Origin of the sequence: Granulicella tundricola MP5ACTX9, assembly GCF_000178975.2 — a bacterium.
GTDB classification, from domain to species: Bacteria; Acidobacteriota; Terriglobia; order Terriglobales; family Acidobacteriaceae; genus Edaphobacter; species Edaphobacter tundricola.
In genome coordinates this window covers 3,638,466-3,656,422 of the sequence record NC_015064.1, presented here as the reverse complement: position 1 = coordinate 3,656,422, position 17,957 = coordinate 3,638,466, and the positions used below count along the sequence as shown (strand labels likewise).

14 protein-coding genes are annotated in these 17,957 nt (G+C 57.5%); 7 read left to right on the top strand and 7 right to left on the bottom strand.

What is annotated here, in order from left to right; genetic code table 11:
- The first annotated feature begins 88 nt into the window (after positions 1 to 88).
- Genes ACIX9_RS15830 through mobF form a run of 3 tightly spaced genes read left to right on the top strand, consistent with a single transcriptional unit; the run spans position 89 to position 6,096 of the window.
- Positions 89 to 481: a hypothetical protein gene (locus ACIX9_RS15830; RefSeq protein ID WP_013581499.1), complete on the top strand. Its 393-nt coding sequence runs from the start codon at positions 89 to 91 to the stop codon at positions 479 to 481.
- On the top strand, positions 478 to 2,535 hold the full coding sequence (locus ACIX9_RS15825) for a type IV secretion system DNA-binding domain-containing protein (protein ID WP_013581498.1): 2,058 nt from the start codon (positions 478 to 480) through the stop codon (positions 2,533 to 2,535). Before ACIX9_RS15830 ends, ACIX9_RS15825 begins: the two co-directional genes overlap by 4 nt.
- 6 nt (positions 2,536 to 2,541) lie before the next feature.
- On the top strand, positions 2,542 to 6,096 hold the full coding sequence (gene mobF / locus ACIX9_RS15820) for a MobF family relaxase (RefSeq protein WP_013581497.1): 3,555 nt from the start codon (positions 2,542 to 2,544) through the stop codon (positions 6,094 to 6,096).
- A gap of 245 nt (positions 6,097 to 6,341) precedes the next feature.
- Here the strand turns inward: mobF and ACIX9_RS15815 are convergent, their stop codons facing one another.
- The 4 genes from ACIX9_RS15815 to ACIX9_RS15800 all read right to left on the bottom strand — a co-directional run bounded on the left by ACIX9_RS15815 (position 6,342) and on the right by ACIX9_RS15800 (position 9,347).
- A complete protein-coding gene (locus ACIX9_RS15815) occupies positions 6,342 to 7,421 on the bottom strand; it encodes an alkene reductase (RefSeq protein WP_013581496.1) in 1,080 nt (359 codons plus the stop codon).
- A 139-nt stretch (positions 7,422 to 7,560) separates the two neighbouring features.
- Positions 7,561 to 8,307, bottom strand: a complete 747-nt coding sequence (locus ACIX9_RS15810; RefSeq protein ID WP_013581495.1) for an alpha/beta fold hydrolase — start codon at positions 8,305 to 8,307, stop codon at positions 7,561 to 7,563.
- Positions 8,308 to 8,436: 129 nt separating this feature from the next.
- Positions 8,437 to 8,736 carry a putative quinol monooxygenase gene (locus ACIX9_RS15805; RefSeq protein ID WP_013581494.1) on the bottom strand — a complete coding sequence of 100 codons (300 nt, stop codon included), beginning with the start codon at positions 8,734 to 8,736 and terminating at the stop codon, positions 8,437 to 8,439.
- 56 nt (positions 8,737 to 8,792) lie between these two features.
- A complete protein-coding gene (locus ACIX9_RS15800) occupies positions 8,793 to 9,347 on the bottom strand; it encodes a carboxymuconolactone decarboxylase family protein (protein ID WP_013581493.1) in 555 nt (184 codons plus the stop codon).
- A gap of 92 nt (positions 9,348 to 9,439) precedes the next feature.
- Here ACIX9_RS15800 and ACIX9_RS15795 point away from each other — a divergent pair, with 92 nt between their 5' ends.
- The 4 genes from ACIX9_RS15795 (at position 9,440) to ACIX9_RS15780 (ending at position 13,885) form a co-directional block, all read left to right on the top strand.
- The gene (locus ACIX9_RS15795) at positions 9,440 to 10,024 is read left to right on the top strand and encodes a TetR/AcrR family transcriptional regulator (RefSeq protein ID WP_013581492.1); all 585 of its coding nucleotides are present in this window, start codon (positions 9,440 to 9,442) and stop codon (positions 10,022 to 10,024) included.
- A 194-nt stretch (positions 10,025 to 10,218) separates the two neighbouring features.
- Entirely contained in the window at positions 10,219 to 10,866 is a 648-nt protein-coding gene (locus ACIX9_RS15790; RefSeq protein ID WP_013581491.1) for a pyridoxamine 5'-phosphate oxidase family protein, read from the top strand.
- A 242-nt stretch (positions 10,867 to 11,108) separates the two neighbouring features.
- Positions 11,109 to 12,134: an IS110 family RNA-guided transposase gene (locus tag ACIX9_RS15785; protein ID WP_013578785.1), complete on the top strand. Its 1,026-nt coding sequence runs from the start codon at positions 11,109 to 11,111 to the stop codon at positions 12,132 to 12,134.
- 548 nt (positions 12,135 to 12,682) lie between these two features.
- Positions 12,683 to 13,885, top strand: coding sequence for an FAD-dependent oxidoreductase (locus tag ACIX9_RS15780; RefSeq protein WP_013581490.1), 1,203 nt, complete (start codon positions 12,683 to 12,685; stop codon positions 13,883 to 13,885).
- Between the two features lie 892 nt (positions 13,886 to 14,777).
- On the opposite strand, the gene ACIX9_RS24890 is transcribed toward ACIX9_RS15780, so the two are convergent.
- The 3 genes from ACIX9_RS24890 to ACIX9_RS15760 all read right to left on the bottom strand — a co-directional run bounded on the left by ACIX9_RS24890 (position 14,778) and on the right by ACIX9_RS15760 (position 17,796).
- The gene (locus tag ACIX9_RS24890) at positions 14,778 to 14,999 is read right to left on the bottom strand and encodes a helix-turn-helix domain-containing protein (protein WP_013581488.1); all 222 of its coding nucleotides are present in this window, start codon (positions 14,997 to 14,999) and stop codon (positions 14,778 to 14,780) included.
- A 602-nt stretch (positions 15,000 to 15,601) separates the two neighbouring features.
- Entirely contained in the window at positions 15,602 to 16,366 is a 765-nt protein-coding gene (locus ACIX9_RS15765; RefSeq protein ID WP_232298873.1) for an ABC transporter ATP-binding protein, read from the bottom strand.
- Positions 16,367 to 16,461: 95 nt separating this feature from the next.
- Positions 16,462 to 17,796 carry an MFS transporter gene (locus ACIX9_RS15760; RefSeq protein ID WP_013581485.1) on the bottom strand — a complete coding sequence of 445 codons (1,335 nt, stop codon included), beginning with the start codon at positions 17,794 to 17,796 and terminating at the stop codon, positions 16,462 to 16,464.
- Between the last annotated feature and the right edge of the window lie 161 nt (positions 17,797 to 17,957).

Sequence of the window (17,957 nt, the reverse complement as noted above, 5' to 3'; positions counted from 1 at the left end):
CGACCTCGTTGCAAACAAGCAAGTTACATAAATCTAGTTGCTTATAGGAGACCGCAAGGCTCCTATAAGCAACTTCGGGGCAGACGACATGGAAACGGAAACCCAAGGTTCCCATATCAATTTAGAGACGCGGATTCGCCGGTCCAAAGGCAGGACCGGTCGGACGATCAGTGCCACAGCCAAGGTCACGCGCGACGAGCAGAACGAGATGGAAGCGGCGGCCATGCAAAGAGGTCAGAGCCTCAGCGAGTGGTGCCGTGAGGTGCTTCTAGCAGCGGCCAGAGGCGAGACCATCACGCCGATCTTTACTGAGATCGTGGCTATCCGTCAGCTCCTCAACTCAACTTTGCGGAACGTGGCCTGCGGCGAGGTGATGACACCGCAGGCGTTCCAGACCGAGTTGCAAGGCATTCGTTCCAGCAAGCACAAGGCCGCAGTTGAAGTCATGCAACAGTACGCCAGAACGGAGGTAGCACAATGAATAGCAATCAGCAGTGGGGTCGCAAAGAGACCATTGTTTGGCCGCCGCACGCTCCCGTCTATACCTTCAGCGCGTTGGCGTTGGGTGTTTTCGCAACGCTGTTTTTCGTGTGGCAGTTTCTCCGCTTTACGGAGACGCCGTTGCGCCGGACATATACCCCGACCTATATACAGTCGCTCATCGGTGCGACGTTCAAGCAGCATGGCAAGTATCGGCTGCTCTACGTTGGGGGCGGCAAAGCCGCGCCCCGTCTGGCGCTACCAGCCGACTTCGTTCCCGGCGAAACCAGGCTGCCCAACGGTGCTGTCTTTCCTGTTGAATTGTCCGAGGCAACACGGCAGCAGGGTTACACGGTTCTCTATAGAGGGCCGGAGAAGGACTACAACGATGCCGCGCTGAGCCGGTGGCTTCGCAGTGTGTATTTTGACGGGCAAGGGTTGCTCGATATCTATGCAACCTCGTTAGGGGAAGGTCTTCTTGTCCTGGTGATCGCTCTCGCGTTCGCCGGACGCGCGGATGTGAAACGGTTCCGCGAGTTGAAGTACGGACGCCATCTGAAGGGGCCGGTAATGGTTTCCCCGTCCGAGTTCAACAAGGCGCTGAAGGCCGATGGCTTGGCCATCGAGACTTCTAAAAAGCCGTGGTATCTCCGCAAGCCGATACAGCTCCGCATCCCCAAAAGCGCGGAAGCGAAGCACATTCAGATCATGGGCGACACCGGGACCGGCAAGTCGACACTGATAAAACAGCTCCTCCAGCAGGTTGCCGACAGGGGTGAAATCGCCATCGTCTATGACCCGGCAGGAGAGTTCACGGAGAGCTTTTACAAGGAGAGCCGAAAGGATCTGATCTTGAATCCGCTTGACGCACGGGCACCTTACTGGACACCGTCCAGCGAGCTACGGAATCCCGCCGAGGCGCGGACTATCGCGGCTTCCATGTACCAGCCACGAGAGGAAAAACGGGGCGAGTTCTTTACGGACACGCCGCAGAAGATCTTCGCCCATCTCCTGAAGTACAAGCCTTCGCCCGAAGAATTGGTTGCATGGATGTCGAATGAGGATGAGATCGACCGGCGTTTGAAAGGCACCGAGCTTGCGAACTTCGCACCCAAGGATGCGCCTCAGCAGCGGAGTGGTGTACTTGGCTCGCTCGGCCTTGTGGCCGACAGCTTGCGCCTTCTGCCCACTTTCGAAGAAGCCCAGGGCCGGGAGTGGTGCGCTACGGAATGGGCCGACAAACGTGAAGGCTGGATCTTCCTTACGTCCACGGAAGCCGAGCAGGAGGCGCTTCGTCCGTTGCACTCACTTTGGATCGACTTGCTGGTGTTGCGTCTCCTGACCAGGCCGAAGCCGGGACAGAAAAAGGTATGGCTGGTGATCGACGAGCTTGCCAGCCTCCAGCGTCTTCCGCAGTTCCATACCGCGCTGACCAAGGGCCGCAAGAGTGACAATCCCATCGTCTTTGGCTACCAGGGAAAAGCCCAGCTCGAAACCATCTACGGCCATCTTGCCGAGGTGATGCTCTCACAGCCGACGACGAAATTCATCCTCCGCACGGCTGAGCCGAACGCGGCGAAGTGGGCAGCGGAAATGATCGGCGAGGTCGAGATCGAGCGCGTCCGGGAGACGGTTGCAGACGGTAAGCGCCAGGGAAAGAGCTTCACCCTCGACAGGCAGATCGAGCCGCTGGTGATGAAGTCTGAGGTGGAAGGTCTGCCCGACCTCCATACCTTTGTGAAGATCAACAACTATGTCTCACGCTTTTCGTTTCCACCCATGAGCCTTCCCAAGATCGCAGAGGCTTTGGTTCCGCGCGTGATTCCCCAACACAAGATGTGGTTCAACCCGCTCGCGCCGGTACCCGCCGCAACCGTGGCAGGTTTACAGGCTCCACCATCGGTCGTGGAGCCTGCCATCAGCCCCGAGGCGACCGCGCCCCGCAATGGCGCTCCGATCAAAGAAGCCGAGGCCCTCGTTCCAAAGCTGGAGCTTCCCAAGGCCGTGGCTCCTTCGCCGCAAGTCCAAACTTCGTCCATCTCGCACAACCTGTAGGCTGCCATGCTCACCATCTCGAAAGCCATCAGCTCCGCCCAGGCGCAGACGTATCACAAACTGGAGTACACCAGTGATGCGCAGAGCTATTACAAACAGGACGAGACGGTAAAAGGAGAGTGGCAGGGCAAACTTGCCGCTTCCCTTGGCCTGTCTGGAGAGGTGGCACCGTTGGAGTTCTCCCGTCTGACCGAGGGTATACACCCGCAGACCGAGGCGCAGATGGTGCGGCACCGAGAAGGACAGGAATACACAAACGCGGATGGTTCGGTGACCAAACCCGTCCAGCACCGGGCCGGATGGGATGCGACCTTCTCCGCTCCCAAGTCCGTTTCACTCACTGCCCTCGTTGGCGGCGACGAGCGCGTGACAGAGGCACACCGAGCTGCCGTGACGACCGCCCTGGAGGAGTTAGAGAAGTACACGCATGCGCGGATCGGCGGCAACAACCCCGCCGAAGTGACCGGGAAGTTCGTCGCCGCAAAGTTTGAACATGACACCGCGCGGCCCGTAAACGGCTATGCCGCACCGCAGCTCCATACCCACGCCATCATCTTTAATGTCACGCAACGGGAAGATGGTTCCACCCGTGCCATCCAGGAACGGACATTCTTCGAGTCGCAGAACTATGCGACCGCCGTGTACCAATCGGTGCTGACGCACCAGCTCCGCAAGTTAGGCTACGAAATTGAGCCGGGACAGAGCGGTGCACCCCAGATTCTGGGCTTCACACAGGCATACCTTGACGCCTCCAGTCCCCGTTCTCGGCAGATCAAAGAACAGATGGAACGTGTCGGATTCCAGGGACCGGAGGCAGCGCAGATCGCCGCCCATGCCACCCGTGACCGGAAACAAACCCTCACGCCTGCCGAAGTGCTGGCGGCCCATAAGGAGATGGCTAAAGACTTCGGTGACCAGCCGGAACGTGTGGTCGCCGACGCGCGCGAACGCGCCTTGACCCAGGCTCAGGAAATTAGCGTGCAGCCGGATTCCCGTGGGGCGGTTGCCTTCGCAAAGGAGAAGGTTTTCGAGCGCGAGGCTGTGGCCGATGAGCGGCTTATTATGCGCGAGGCCCTACGTCGTGGGATGGGTGAGGTCAGCTTTTCCGATGTGCAGAGCGAGTTCCAGCGGAGACAGGCGGAAGGCGAGTTCCGTTCCGTCCAAGGTCAAAAGTATGCTTCCGGTCGCAGCTTCACGACCCCTGAGACGATTGCCGACGAGCGAGCAAACGTGCAGCATGTCCTTAACGGACAGGGCGCATCGGCTCCCATGCTGTCCACAGCCGCAGCAGAGCGGCAGGCCACGTCTCGCGATTTCCTGAATGAGGCGCAGCAGACTGCTATCCGCGAGGTGCTGACCAGCACCGACCGGATACACGGTTTCCAGGGGCTAGCCGGAACCGGGAAGACGAGCACGCTGGCCGCTATCCGCGAGGGTGCGGAGCAGGGTAACTATAAGGTCGAAGGCTTCGCCCCGACCTCGAAAGCCGCAGGCCAGCTACGCGAAGCTGGGATCGAGGCCAACACGCTTCAGAGCTTCCTTGCCCGGCAGAAGGCCCCCGATTCCAGCAGACATCTCTATATGCTGGACGAATCCAGTCTCGCCAGCACCAAACAGATGCGGGCCTTTCTCGAAAAGATACACCCGCAGGATCGTGTTCTGGTCATTGGCGACACGCGCCAGCATCAGGGCGTCGATGCAGGACGACCCTTCCAGCAGATGCAGGAGGCGGGGATGCAGACTTCCAAGCTCGACACGATCATGCGGCAGAAAGACCCGGAGTTGCTGCGTGCTGTGCAGCACCTTGCCACCAACGAGACAGAGATGGGGATCGCTCTGCTCACCCAGCAGGGCCGTGTCACCGAGCTTGCCAATGCTTCGGAGCGCATCGCCGCTATCGCGCGAGATTACGCCGCCAAGCCGGAGAACACACTTATCGTTTCCCCGGACAACCGTAGCCGCCAACAGATCAATGAGGCCGTACGCGGGGAGTTGTTGAAAGCCGGCAAGCTGGCCGAGGATGGTCGGCAGTTCCTCACTCTGTCCCATCGTTCGGATATGACCGGCCCCGACCGCACCTGGGCGGCGATGTACCGCCCCGGAGATGTCGTCCAGTACGAACGCGGCAGCAAAGCCGAGGGGATCGAGCGCGGTAGCTTCGGTGTGGTGCGGTCGAGCGATGCGGCTACGAACCGCTTAACCGTGGAACTTCCCAATGGCGTCAACGTCGAGTACGACCCCAAGCGGGTCTATGGCGTGAACGTCTATCGCGAGACCAGCCGGGAATTCGCCACCGGTGACCGGCTCCAGTTCTCGGCTATTTATAAGGATCTGGGGATTTCGAACCGCGACATGGGAACTATTACTAGAATGGAGCCGGACCGACTCACCGTACTCATGGATGGGAAGGAACAGCGTTCTGTCAGCTTCAATCCCATTGAGTTTCGGCAGTTTGACCACGGCTATGCTGTCACCTCCCACAGCTCTCAGGGACTTACCACAGATCGAGTGATCGCCAATATCGATACCGAATCCAGCCGCAGCCTCATCAACAACCGGCTCGCCTACGTCGCGATCTCCCGTGCCTCCGAAGACGCGAGGATTTATACGAACGACGCTGCAACGCTGGGCCAACGGCTCGCTACCGATGTGACCAAGACCGCCGCTCTCGACTTCACAGCCAAGCCCGAGCCGCGCGCAACGCAGGAGGCTTCGAAGGCCCGGACCGTCGCGGTGCATGAGTACAAGAACTCTGATTCGCGGCTCGCCGCTGTCGCCACTGAGTACGTGAGCCGCCCTGAGCGTTCCGTTATCGTGGCGCTTGACCGCGCGGAGCGCGAGCAGCTGACCCAGCTCGTTCGCGCCGACCTCTACGCCCAAGGCAAACTTGGCCGCGACGCTCAGGCTATTTCAGTTCTGATCGAGAAAGCGACGGGAAACAAGATGCGCGTCGACAGCTACCAGCCCGGCGAAAAAATCCAGTACAAGACCGGCAGCCCCGGTCTTAATGGCATCCCTCACGAAAGCCAGGCCACCGTAGTCTCCACGACCTCGCGCGGTAATCTTCTCTCCATTCGCTTTGATGCCACGCGGGAAGAGGTTTCCTACAATCCCGGACAACTCCGAACCGCAACGCGCGAGAGCCGTGTTTACCAAGAGGCAACACGCGAGGTAGCGGAAGGTGAGCGAGTCCGCTTCACTCGCTATGACAAGGACATGGGTGTGCGCTCCGGTGACCTTGGGACTGTCACCCGCATCGGCGAAGACCACGCCATGAGGGTAAAGATGGATTCCGGCAAGATCGCCGAAGTTCCTCCTGAAAAGGCACAGCACATCGACTACGGTTACGTCGTCGATTCTTTGAAGGACGTTCGCGCAGAACGTGTGATCGCAACTGGCGATGGACTCACCCAACAGGCGTTCCAAGCAGCGTCCTCCAAAGCGGATCTCGCTCTATACACCAGCCCGCCGCAGCAAGAATTCGCTTCTTCCAAGGAAATCGCAGTTACAGAATTCGCCCAGCCCACCAAGCAGCAGAATGATTTCGGAATCGGCTTCTAGTCTAAGGATTTCTTTCCAAAGAGGGGCTCTTCCATCAGATGCACGCTTAGGGACATTCTGCGATCCTGGTCGCATTCGAAAGCAACAGGACTTCCTGATCCCAACCTCCTCAATGAGCGCATTGGCGATTTCGCACTCATCGATATTGCAGATGACGAGAAGAGCGTTTCTCATTACGTACGGGTATGGACGGGGCCGTCTTCGGTAATGCGAACACCTCATCCGCACATTCTGAAGCGACCGGGTTAGGGAAGCCAAGGATAGCTCGTGTAACCAGCAGCGCCCCCGCCGTAGAAAGTCGTTGGATCGGGTTCATTCAACGCGGCTTGGAGCTGTAGCCGCCTTGGTAGATCCGGGTTGGCTAGAAAAGCCCGACCGTATGCGATAGCGTCGGCGCGACCCGTCCGCAAGGCTTCCGCACCCCTCGGTCCGTCGTAACCACCATTCACAACGTAGAGACCTTTCCAAAGCGCTCTCAGATGAGTTGACAGGACAACAGCCTCCTCGCCGCTTCCGGTGCTGTCCTGCGCCTGCTCCACGACGTGGAGGTAGCCAAGCCCAAAGTCGTTGAGCATTCCCGCTGCAACGGAGAAGGTGTCGAGTGGATTATCGTCGCGCATGTCGTTGAAGTCGACGGTCGGAGAGATTCGCACACCCACCCGCTTGCTGTCCCAGACTTCGAGCACCCGTTCGACTGCTTGCGTGAGAAAGCGCGCTCGATTAGAAGCGGGGCCTCCGTAATCATCGGTTCGACGGTTCGTTCCCGTGCGGAGGAATTGATCGATCAAATATCCATTCGCCGCGTGGATCTCGACCCCGTCGAATCCAGCTTGCTTCGCGTTGCTGGCGGCACGCCGGTAGTCCGACAAGATCTCTTCGATCCCACTAGCGGTCAAAGCCACTGGCTCGGACACCTGAGCGGAACCCGTGGCAATGTGCGTGTGCGCGTTAGCACGGATTGCCGACGGAGCAACGGGCTGAGCATTATTTGGCAACAAGGACGAATGAGAGATTCGGCCGACATGCCACAACTGAAGGAAGATTCGGCCTCCGCTATGGTGAACGGAATCGACGATTCGGCTCCACGCCCGCACTTGGTCTGTGGAATGAATCCCCGGAGTGTTGCTGTAGCCTTTGCCCATCGGAGAGATCTGCGTCGCCTCGGTCACGATGAGTCCAGCCGAAGCTCGCTGCGAATAATAGGTCGCCGCAAATTCGCTTGGCACGCCGTTGTCGTCCGCGCGGGTACGCGTAAGAGGGGCCATGAAGACGCGGTTTGCCAGGAGCAAAGAGCCTAAATGAACTGGTTCGAAGAGGGTAGCCATGATTGCTCCAGTTGTTCGACAACTTAGTAGTTTGCTGTGATGGACCGCAGATGCAGAACCACGGTCCGGTTCGAAACTCCTGCTCGGTTCCTGCGCCGTAGTCAAAGTGGCGCAGGAACCTTTACTGGAAGGACCACCCTTACTTCGTGACAGCGCGGGCAGCCTGTTCGATCACATCGACCACAACGTCCGGGTAGGTGATAGGGATGGCATGCGATGAGTTCAGCTCAATGACAGTAGAGTGGGCTCGGTCAGCCTCAAACTTGAACTCTTCCTGGGGAATGACGGGATCGAGCAGAGGCCTGATTTGCCAGCTTGGCTTGCTCGTCCATGCAGCCGATGTCAGTACGTCGCTGAGGGCTGCCGCTGCGATGGGACGTTGTGTGGCGATCATCAGGGCAAGCAAGTCCTGAGGCACGTCGGCCGCAAGGAGGTAGCCATACTTGTCGGCTTTGACAAGTACGTTTGTTCCGGTGATGCCGTCGGGCAAAGTGTAGGCGATCAGATCGACGGAAGAGGCGAAGTCGCCGCCGGGAAACCGTTCGAGACAATCGTTTGTAGATTCTCCGACACCGGGCATAGGGGACCCCGCGTAAATAAGGGCCTTGACCTTTGGGTCGTCCCCGGCCTGGGTGATGACAGCCCCGCCGTACGCGTGGGAGACAAGAATGACGGGCCCTTCGATCGTGTCGAGCAAGCTCTGCAGGTAGGCAACGTCGACAAACAAGCCCCGCAAGGGATTGGAGAAGACCTTGACCGGGAAACCGCCGCGCTGAAGCCCTTGGATCACGCCATGAGTCCAGAGTGAGGAGTCTTCGACAGCGCCGTGCACAAGCACGACTGTCGGCTTAGATGAGTTCTGTTCTTTTTGCTTTTGAGTGTCCATGATGAGTTGTTCTCCCTGGTATTGCTCAGTTGTGTTTTGCCTGCTGCAGAGGGACAAAGTGCTAACAATCGGTATCTGGGTAGCGATCCAACGGCGCTTCGTCTCACAACGAAGCACCGTCTCTGGACCTCACTTCTGGGCAACCACCCCGAGCCGATAAACTTTAGGAGCGACGGAGAACAGCTCCTCAGCCTTCTCCACGAGCTCCTGCCCCGCCTCGCCATTCAAATGAGCTTCGCGGGCAGCTTCATCGTCGAAGGTGTCGAAGACACGATAGACCCCAGCTTCACCTTCGACCTTGGCAGCATGCCAGGACAGCGTTCCAGGTTCTTTTCTCACCAGACTGGCCTCCTTCTCCAGAAACGCCTCGACTTCTGATTCCTTCCCCGGTTTAGCCTTCAACTCAACAAGCAATGCGAACTTTGCCATTTCGATATTCCTTTCTTGATCAGCGGTGTGGTTGATGGTTCCGTCAGAACGAGGCTCTAGGCTTCCGACTGAAATGCCGGATCGAGTTCCGTATGGGAGATGTGATCCAGGTAATTGCTCATCGTCTTGAGTGCGACCCCGATCAGAACCTCAAGCACCTGATCCTTTCGATATCCGGCGGCCAGAAAGTTATCCATGACCTGCTCGCTCACGTGTCCGCGTTCCGTGACGATCTCCTTGGTGAGCGCGACAAGCGCCTGTAGCTTCGGATCGGACACGGGCTCGTTTGCCCTCACCGCCGAAACGACCTCGGCCGGAGCATGCAAGAAGGCCTTCAGCACCGTGCTGTGCGCCGCGATGCAATAACCGCAGCGATTCTCAACGCTGGCGGAGAGCAGGATGATCTGGCGCTCCACTGCGTTAAGGCTGCCCTTGTCAAAGGCTTTCTCCAGCGCCATGTAGCCTTCGAGCAAGACCGGAGAGTTTGCGAACACTCCAAAGAGGTTCGGAATGAACTTGAAGGACTTCTGGACGTTTTCCAGGAGCGGACGAGACTTCTCGGGGGCGGTTTCAAGGTCAACGGGACTGAAGAGGGCGACTTGCGTATTCATGGTCGTAATCCTTTCGTAAAACAGAGCAAAGACAGACAGGTCTGTCTACAATGCAGGAATAGTATAGACAGACTGGTCTGTCTTCTGTCAACATGAATCTGATGAATTCGCAAAAACAATCCGAGCCGCGGGAGAGGATCCTTGAAGCTGCCGATCGCCTCTTCTACACAGAGGGGGTCCGAGCCACCGGGACCGAAAAGATCATGTCCGTCTCCGAGGTCGCAAAAGCGACCTTCTACCGGCATTTCCCGAGCAAAGATGACCTGGTGACCGCTTACCTTGAATATCGCGACCGATCCTTCTTTGAGTATCTCGATAGTCCTGCGCCCCCGGAAGACATCCATGAAGCCTTAGCCAGGATCGAACGCGTAGTCAATCGCGTCGACATCATCGGATGCCCGTTCCTTCGGATCGCATCCGAGTACCCAGATTTTGACCACCCCTTCCACCGGATAGCGGTCGAACACGAAAACAAGTTTCTTGCCTATCTCATCAATTTGCTGAAGCCCTACGCCTTCGACAAGAAAGTGGTGGCTGCTGCCTTGCTGAGCGTCGTTGATGGTGGCCTCACTACGAGAATGCTTTATGGGACTTCAAAGGAGGTTCCAATTCTCTCCCCGGCCGGGGCTGTCCTCAAGAGCTTTCAGGTCGCGCGAACCCAGCGCCGGGCCGGATAGATGCGCGAGCGCGATACGAGCCGGAGACACGAAAGCCACGACCCAACAACTTGGTAGAGTTGCCCACATGCAGGCCCTTGCCGGAGTCTGCCGCATTTGAGACGGATCGAATCTATCGCGCGGGGTAACGACAGTTCAGGAACTGCAATCTCCGCAGGTCACCCCATAGATTCTGAATCGAGAGGATAAAACCAATGGGAAACCGCTTCCATGAGCTTGCCTTCACTGACGTAGTCAAAGCGCACCAGCAGGAGCACGGCAGCCGTCGCCAGTATGAGCGTATGGCTCAAGGCGGTGCGACCGGCGGAAGCCTGGGCATCAGCGAAGAGACGTTCCTCTCGATGCGTGACAGCTTCTACATGGCCTCGGTGAGCGAGACCGGTTGGCCTTACATCCAGCATCGCGGCGGTGCGGCTGGCTTCGTCAAGGTTCTCGCGCCCGAGCTCATCGCCTTCGCGGACCTACGGGGTAACAAGCAGTACATCTCGCTAGGCAACCTGGAGCACGACGCGCGTGTAGCCCTGTTCTTTATGGACTACCCAAACCAGACGCGGCTGAAGATTCTCGGCCGCGTCGAGATTCACGAGAGCGACTCCGAATCAGCCACACTCATCAAGCGCCTCCGCCCCGCCGATCCGAAGGACATTCCGGAGCGCGCCATCCTCATACACGTCGAGGGCTTCGACTGGAACTGTCCTCAGCACATCACGCCGCGGTACACCGTTGAAGAGTTGCAGCCCGCTCTCCGCCCCTTGCAGGACCGCCTTGCCGCGCTCGAGGCTGAGAACGCAGGCCTTCGCGCCACGATCAAAACTGCCGCTGCGAGTAGAAACGTTTTGTAGTCCTTCGACGCCGCCTCGCATGTCGCTCAAGAGTTCAGTTCGTCTCAGGAGTGATGGGCGTCTATCATGGCGAGTGTCACTTAGAGCGATGCGAGGCGGGATTCGCTACAGTTCTGACAAGTCGGCTTACCGTCAGTTGATGATCGTTGATGAGAAGGGCGTTAATGAGATGGTCCGCCGCTTGATTCTCCCGTGTTACCAGGAGGATCGTAGAAGCAGGTTCGACAAGGAGGATCATCGCTATGCAGATACAGTCCGTTGGCATCGACCTGGGGAAGACGACCTTTCATCTTGTGGCATTGGGAGCGGCTGGCAAGCTGCTGGTGAAAAAAAAGTTTTCGAAGAAGCAGCTGTTGGCCTATACGGCCAACTTGCAGTCTTCCCTGATCGGTTTGGAAGCCTGCTCGGGAGCTCATTTCCTCGGCCGTGCCTTGCGGAGTCAGGGCCATGATGTTCGTCTGATCGCGGCGCAGTTTGTGAAGCCTTTCGTGAAGTCGAACAAGAACGACTTCGTTGATGCGGAAGCGATCGCTGAGGCGGTGGATCGCAAGAACATGCGCTTCGTCCCGATCAAGACAGATGACCAGCTGGATCTGCAGGCGATCCACCGTGTTCGTGACCGGCTGATCTCTCGACGGACGGCCGTGATCAACCAACTGCGCGCGTTCCTGCTTGAAAGAGGTCTGGTGTTTGCAAAGACGCCGGCGAAGCTCAAGGCTGCCATGGCCGACATCCTCGAGAACGCGGAAGCCGGCCTGACGCCATTGATGCGTAACCTGATCAACACGCTGTGGGATGAGTGGAAGACCGTCGAGCGGCAGGTCGAAGAACTCAATGACGAACTGGAGCGGATCTCCGCGGCAGATGCTGGCTGCACGCGCATCCGGCAGATCCCAGGCATCGGGCCGGTGGTTGCGACAGCCATCGTTGCTGCAATCGGCAACGGCGCTGCTTTCCGCAAGGGCCGCGAGTTCGCTGCGTGGCTGGGCGTTGTGCCGCGACAGTATTCGACTGGAGGCAAGGCGAAGCTGCTCGGCATCAGCAAGCGAGGCAACGTCTACCTGCGCAAGATCCTGATCCACGGCGCCCGAGCTGCCGTGCTGCGCATCCGGCGAGACCGTGCGCCCATCGGGGCCTGGCTAGACAAGCTGGACGCCAGGGCTCATAAGAACGTCGTCGTAGTCGCCATGGCCAACAAGCTCGCCCGTGTCGCCTGGGCGGTACTGTCGAGCGGCAACGAGTACAGGTCAACAACCGTGCCAGCCTGAGCAAGTGAGGAAAAGACGCCTTCGGCTTGGAAACGCTTCGCGTTCCCACTTTCCCTCACTCCGACGACGGATCTATAAACTTTCCCCACCGAAGTCTGCATAGGACAGCAAGGACGAAAGAACAGTCACAACGGCGTGTCTAAGAGCCTGATCCTGATAATGGTCTTCAACGACCGAGGCGTTTATAAGGCCACACACGCGCGCATCTCATCATGGCCAGGAGGAAGCATCTCCACTCAAAGGCCGAATACATTTGCGCAGACTTGTCTTCTCGCCCAAACTAACCCTTGCAGTCGCGCGGCGGACCATACATTATCGGGAGCGATCCTGCCCTGCTACTGGCGTCGCGTTCGGATGGTATTCTGCTTCTGTCGGAAGAGGCAGACTTGGTTTGGTAAGCCCAAGTCCTTTCGGAAACGAAATCTCTGGTCGTTTGCTTTCTGCAAATGATCCCCACGACGAACAACAGACGCTATGCGTCCATCTTGTTCGTCCGTGTGGTTCTGCAACCGACGAACCGCTCAGGTCGAACATCCTTAGGAGCGGTAATGCAAGACAATACCCAACACATATCTACGAGTGCCGTTGACGGAAAGAACATCGCCATTGTTGGAGGAGGACCTGGCGGGTTGACGCTGGCCCGACTGCTGCAACAGAGTGGCGCTAAGGTTGTGGTGTACGAGCGAGATCAAAGCCGCAGTGCACGCGTGCAGGGCAGCGCGTTAGACCTCCACGAAGGCTCCGGGCTGGCGGCACTAGAGGCTGCCGGTTTGATGGAAGCGTTCTGGGCCAACCACCGCCCTGATCTTGATCGACTTCGCCTTACCGACGCCAGAGGAACAGTTCTTCACGATCATGTTCGCCGCATGTCCGGTGATGGGAAGCGACCTGAGATTGAGCGCGGACCACTGCGCGATCTCTTGCTCGACTCGCTTCAGCCCGAGACGGTGCAATGGGATTGCAAGCTGGAGTATGCAGAGATGCGTGGTGACCAGGTACTCTTACGTTTCGCCGGCGGAAAGACGGCACTGGGCGACATCGCCATCGGAAGCGACGGTGCGAACTCTCGCCTGCGCAATCTGGTCACTCCGATCCAGCCGGAGTATGTAGGTGTATCGCTTGTGGAGGCGATGGTTCCTGCTGCAAAGCAAACCATACCGGAGTTGTGGAGTCTCCTCGGTGGGGCAGCGCTCATGGCTCTTGGAGGCGAAAGAACGATAGGCATGGGCACTAAGTCTGACGGTAGCGTGCTGGTGTACGCGGGATTGAAGACGAAAGACGATGTCTTGAGGGAGAGCCTTGAAGAGGCCACCAGCCCGGATAAGCGGGTCGCGTGGTTCCACGGCAACTTCGAGGGATGGAGTAAGTTATGGGAGCCTCTCTTCAGAGAGGCTGTATCAATGGTTTGGCGCCCGCTACTGACATGCCCATCCGATCAGCGTTGGGAGCCAAAGCCCAACGTCACATTAATCGGCGATGCGGCGCACGTCATGCCGCCCTACGCAGGAGAAGGCGTGAACATGGCGATGCTTGACGCGCTGGTGCTATCGAAGCTACTCCTTAGTGAAAGAAGTTCCTCTGAGGCGATTGCAAAGTACGAGGTACAGATGTTTGATCGGATGCGGCACATGACTGCGGACACGATGGCCAACACCGAGATGTTCTACGCGCCGGATGCTGCTGACCGTGTTGTAGCTCTGTTTCGGAGCTTTGCTCGCACTGAAGTCGTCCAACCTGCGCCGGAGGCCTAAGCAAACCCAGGGTAGAAATTTGGGACGTGTCTAGACGGATCGGTCCCTACAAGTCGGCTTGTCGTCAGCAATTCAGTCCCGCAAGACACTTGGCGAGTTTGGTAACACGCTCGGTCCCCCTTCCTGCACTTCTCCCCTTTACCGCCTGCGGCGCGCGCACTTCACACAAAAGTGTCTATTCAGACTGACCCGAATGGAAGTCGATTAGGAATGCGCATCCCTGGTCAGTTTGCGTCTGAACTCGGCATAGTCTGTCCGTGGCGGTTCTGCAGGGAAATCTACGTTACACATAAAGGGCGAATCTCGACCTTTCGCCTCCCACTCCGCTTTGAACGCTTAAAGAGGCTGAACATCCCCCTTTGCTGGTCAGCACGATGATCCGCGAAACAGGGCAGAGCCTCCTGAGGGCACCGATGACTTCAATGCCGCTGGCCTTTGGAAATCGGAGATCCATCAGTGTGACGTCGATTCAGGTATTGCACAGCTCGCATCCTCCATAATGCTGAGCGAAGGCGTCCCATTTGGGGATGCCCTCGAAGGCCGTGTTAATAAGATCGACCAGTTGTGTGGTTTCAGAAACGCGAAGTCTAACGGACGTGCTGAGCGAAGTTTCTTCGGAGTTCGGCTGCGGCTGGACACGGTAGTCCTTCATCTTCGGCAAACAGCCTCTCCATAGCAACTTCGAGTTGATGCAGCTTGGACATGCAAGACTCCGTGACCTACATCGCATGTTCGCCCTGTATTTGCCCAGCAAAGGCAAGTGTAGAGCGTTCTTCGCTCCGATGAAGTGTGACTGTATAGCGCGATTGCGAGGAATCCGCAGGCTCAAGCACGGAGTGCCGAGGCTTCCACGACCACTCTGGGGGCAGGAACGTTCGTACCCCAAAGTCGGCTACGGCAGGCTCTCAAATAAGTCGCGAGACTTTACCGAAAGTGCCTTCGCTAGCTTGACGATGTTCTCCAAGCCAACGTTCCGTTCGCCACGCTCAATGCCTCCGACGTAATTCCGGTGGAGACCCGCACGTTCCGCGAGTTCTTCCTGCGAATACCCGCGCTCTTCCCGTAGTGTCCGGATGGACTTTCCAAACAGGAACTTGGGAGAATGAGCAGGCACATATCCATGCTTCGTGCCTGACCACTATGAGTCTACACACGATGAGTGTGATATGCTCCGCTGGGGTCAGGATCACATGGAGTGCGAAACCATGATCGAGTGTAAGGAAGCTGCCGGCCGCATCGTCCGTTCGCTCAAGCTTTTCGAAGATGGGCCGTATGGACCGGAAATCGGTATTGAATTCGAAGACGGCAGCACGTTCACAGCGACGCTCCACGCCAGGCACGTTCTCGAAGGCAAACTTACCCGCGATGACGGAGGCGAACCCGTTATCTTGCACCAGTGTGTAACTCCACCAGTACGGTCAGCCTAGATCAACTTCGGCCGCGCAGCGTACGCGATTCATCGTACGCTCGCTTGCATGAGATCGACCACAAGTCGCGTAGTGGCTGGCGAAGTCATTCCATTCGGCATTCCGATCAATCGATGCGCCCTAGACGGACTAAGTCAAACCGCTCCAGCAACACGAATCAGTTGGGCGCCCGAAGCATGTAGGCCACAACAGTTCGGGCTCAATAGCGCAGGGGTATCAGACTGATTGACTTTGACAGGAACCCAAAGACAACGGTACTTAATCAGCCAACTTGAAAGGATAAGTAACGTCACCACGCGTGCAAATAGCCGTCGCGGTAGCTCAAGTTGACGGGCGTCTCGAACAGCCCTGAAAGCTTCTCTTCAGTGAGCATAACCTCCCTCGGGCCATCCGCGATCAAATGGCCCTCGCGCATCATCAATACGCGGTTGATCTCGGGAACGATATCCGCAATGTGGTGGGTCACAAGAATGATTCCCGTCCCCGTCTTGGCCAAATTCCGCATCGTCAGACGAAGCTCTGCTTGCGCTGCTAGATCAAGGGCGTTGGATGGTTCGTCGAGCAAGAGCACACGATCGCCTTCACTGGTGCCGCTCCCAACCAGCGCGCGCGCGATCACTACTCGCTTTTGCTGTCCGGCTGACAACTGCCCTAGTGGCCGGTCAGCCAGATAGGTTCCTCCTACATACTCCAACGCCTCTGCAGCTGCGGATCGCATGTCCGCTGTGACCGTAAGGTTTGGCCAGAGTGTGGATGACGAGAAGAAACCGGTCAGGACCACATCCATCGCTGACGTGTCCAACGCTGACTTTGGCGGAGTCTCACACGTAACGACACCAAGCCGGCGTCGTAGTTCTGCGACGTTCCAACGTGAAGGTCCGAAGATCTCCACGCTTGCACCCGGGAGTACGATCGGGTACAGTTCGCACGTCATCAATTTGATCAGCGTCGATTTGCCACATCCGTTCGGACCAAGAATCGCAATGTGTTCCCCGGGTGCGACACGCAGTGATATATCGTGCAGAACTATAGTCGCTCCGCGAGCGACTGACACATGTTCCAACTTGAGGAAGCTTTTGCTTGAAGTCACCGCGGCAATATCCTCCGGACGTCCTTATGAGTGTTTGCAAGGCGTCGTTGTGTCGGCGCTTACAAATGAGCCCTGCTCTGACCTGACTGAAAGCTCTGACTTGAAGTTGCGAGATCGTCGTCTTTGGTTTCTCGAATCCCGAGCAGTCCGAGAAAAGTCAGCGCCGCCGAAACCGAGAGATAATAGCCGACGTATCCGAGGCCATACGACTTGGCCAACCATGTGGCGCTGTACGGTGCAAGTGAAGCTCCCAAGATACCGGCAATGCTGAAAGCTAGAGAGCTACCCGTATAACGCAGGGACGTTGGAAAGATTTCGGAGATCACTGTTCCAAGCGGACCCCATGTCAGACCCATCAGAAAGAGCCCGATTCCCATCATCACAACGGTTCCACTGGTACCAGCAGTAAACAGCGGAGCCATGACGAATCCGAAACCACCGATGAGCAGCGTAACCCACATCATTACCCGACGCCGTCCGTGTTCTGCCAGTAACGCTGAAATCGGTATGCCTGCCGCGAAGAACAGGACATCGAACAACTGCATCAGAAGGAACTTACTACGGCTATAGCCGAGGGCCGTTGTTCCCCAGGACAAAGTGAAGATGGTCATGAGGTAGAAAAGAACGAACGTGGCGAGACACACGGTGATTCCAGCTAGAAGAGCTTTCCCATGCCTGCGAAACAAGGATGAAATCGGCAACCGTACCGGTTCCTTTTGCACCAGAGCTTCCTGGAATACTAGCGTTTCGGCGATCGTCAGCCTTACATAGAGACCGAGAAGTACCAAGACTGCGCTGGCCAAGAAGGGAAGGCGCCAGCCGAAGCCAAAGAATTGATCATTCGTGAGCCATCGCGAAAGCAGCAAAAACACTCCACCCGAGAGCAAGAAGCCCATCGGCGCGCCGAGTTGGGGAAACATGCCGTACCAGGCGCGCTTCTTGGCCGGCGCGTTCTCAATCGCCAACAGCACGGCACCACCCCACTCGCCACCCAGGCCGAGCCCTTGTCCAAAACGGCATAGCGCAAGGAGGAGTGACGCCAGAAAGCCAATCGAGCGATAGGTCGGCAACGCACCAATGGCGACGGTGGAGATTCCCATTGTGGAGAGCGCAACGACCAACGTTGTCTTGCGGCCAAAGCGATCGCCAAAGTGCCCAAAAATGGCTGCGCCAAGAGGCCGGGCCAAGAACGCAATCGCGAACGTAGCGAGCGAAGCTAGCATGGATGAAGCTGGGTCGTTTGCCGGAAAGAATAGCTTGGGAAACACGAGCACGGATGCCGTGCCATAAATGTAGAAATCAAAGAACTCGATCGTACTACCGATTAAGCTCGCGAATAAGATCTGACGTGGTGAGTTCGTCGACCTCCGCGATTGAATTTCACTCTTGAACATAGATGTCAGATGCGCTCGAACTCCGACCGGATCGACCACGAAACTCGTCACCGAAAGCTAGCCTTACGATTAGGCCCATTCCCAAAATCTTGTACCCGTTTCTCGTCCGTCGGAAACCATAAAGCTCTGTACTGATGCCGAGACCGATTCGCGAAGTCTCA

Coding starts and splice junctions, on each gene's coding strand:
- ACIX9_RS15830 (WP_013581499.1), top strand. CDS start 89: ATGGAAACGGAAACCCAAGGTTCCCATATCAATTTAGAGACGCGGATT.
- ACIX9_RS15825 (WP_013581498.1), top strand. CDS start 478: ATGAATAGCAATCAGCAGTGGGGTCGCAAAGAGACCATTGTTTGGCCG.
- mobF (WP_013581497.1), top strand. CDS start 2,542: ATGCTCACCATCTCGAAAGCCATCAGCTCCGCCCAGGCGCAGACGTAT.
- ACIX9_RS15815 (WP_013581496.1), bottom strand. CDS start 7,421: ATGGCTACCCTCTTCGAACCAGTTCATTTAGGCTCTTTGCTCCTGGCA.
- ACIX9_RS15810 (WP_013581495.1), bottom strand. CDS start 8,307: ATGGACACTCAAAAGCAAAAAGAACAGAACTCATCTAAGCCGACAGTC.
- ACIX9_RS15805 (WP_013581494.1), bottom strand. CDS start 8,736: ATGGCAAAGTTCGCATTGCTTGTTGAGTTGAAGGCTAAACCGGGGAAG.
- ACIX9_RS15800 (WP_013581493.1), bottom strand. CDS start 9,347: ATGAATACGCAAGTCGCCCTCTTCAGTCCCGTTGACCTTGAAACCGCC.
- ACIX9_RS15795 (WP_013581492.1), top strand. CDS start 9,440: ATGAATCTGATGAATTCGCAAAAACAATCCGAGCCGCGGGAGAGGATC.
- ACIX9_RS15790 (WP_013581491.1), top strand. CDS start 10,219: ATGGGAAACCGCTTCCATGAGCTTGCCTTCACTGACGTAGTCAAAGCG.
- ACIX9_RS15785 (WP_013578785.1), top strand. CDS start 11,109: ATGCAGATACAGTCCGTTGGCATCGACCTGGGGAAGACGACCTTTCAT.
- ACIX9_RS15780 (WP_013581490.1), top strand. CDS start 12,683: ATGCAAGACAATACCCAACACATATCTACGAGTGCCGTTGACGGAAAG.
- ACIX9_RS15760 (WP_013581485.1), bottom strand. CDS start 17,796: ATGTTCAAGAGTGAAATTCAATCGCGGAGGTCGACGAACTCACCACGT.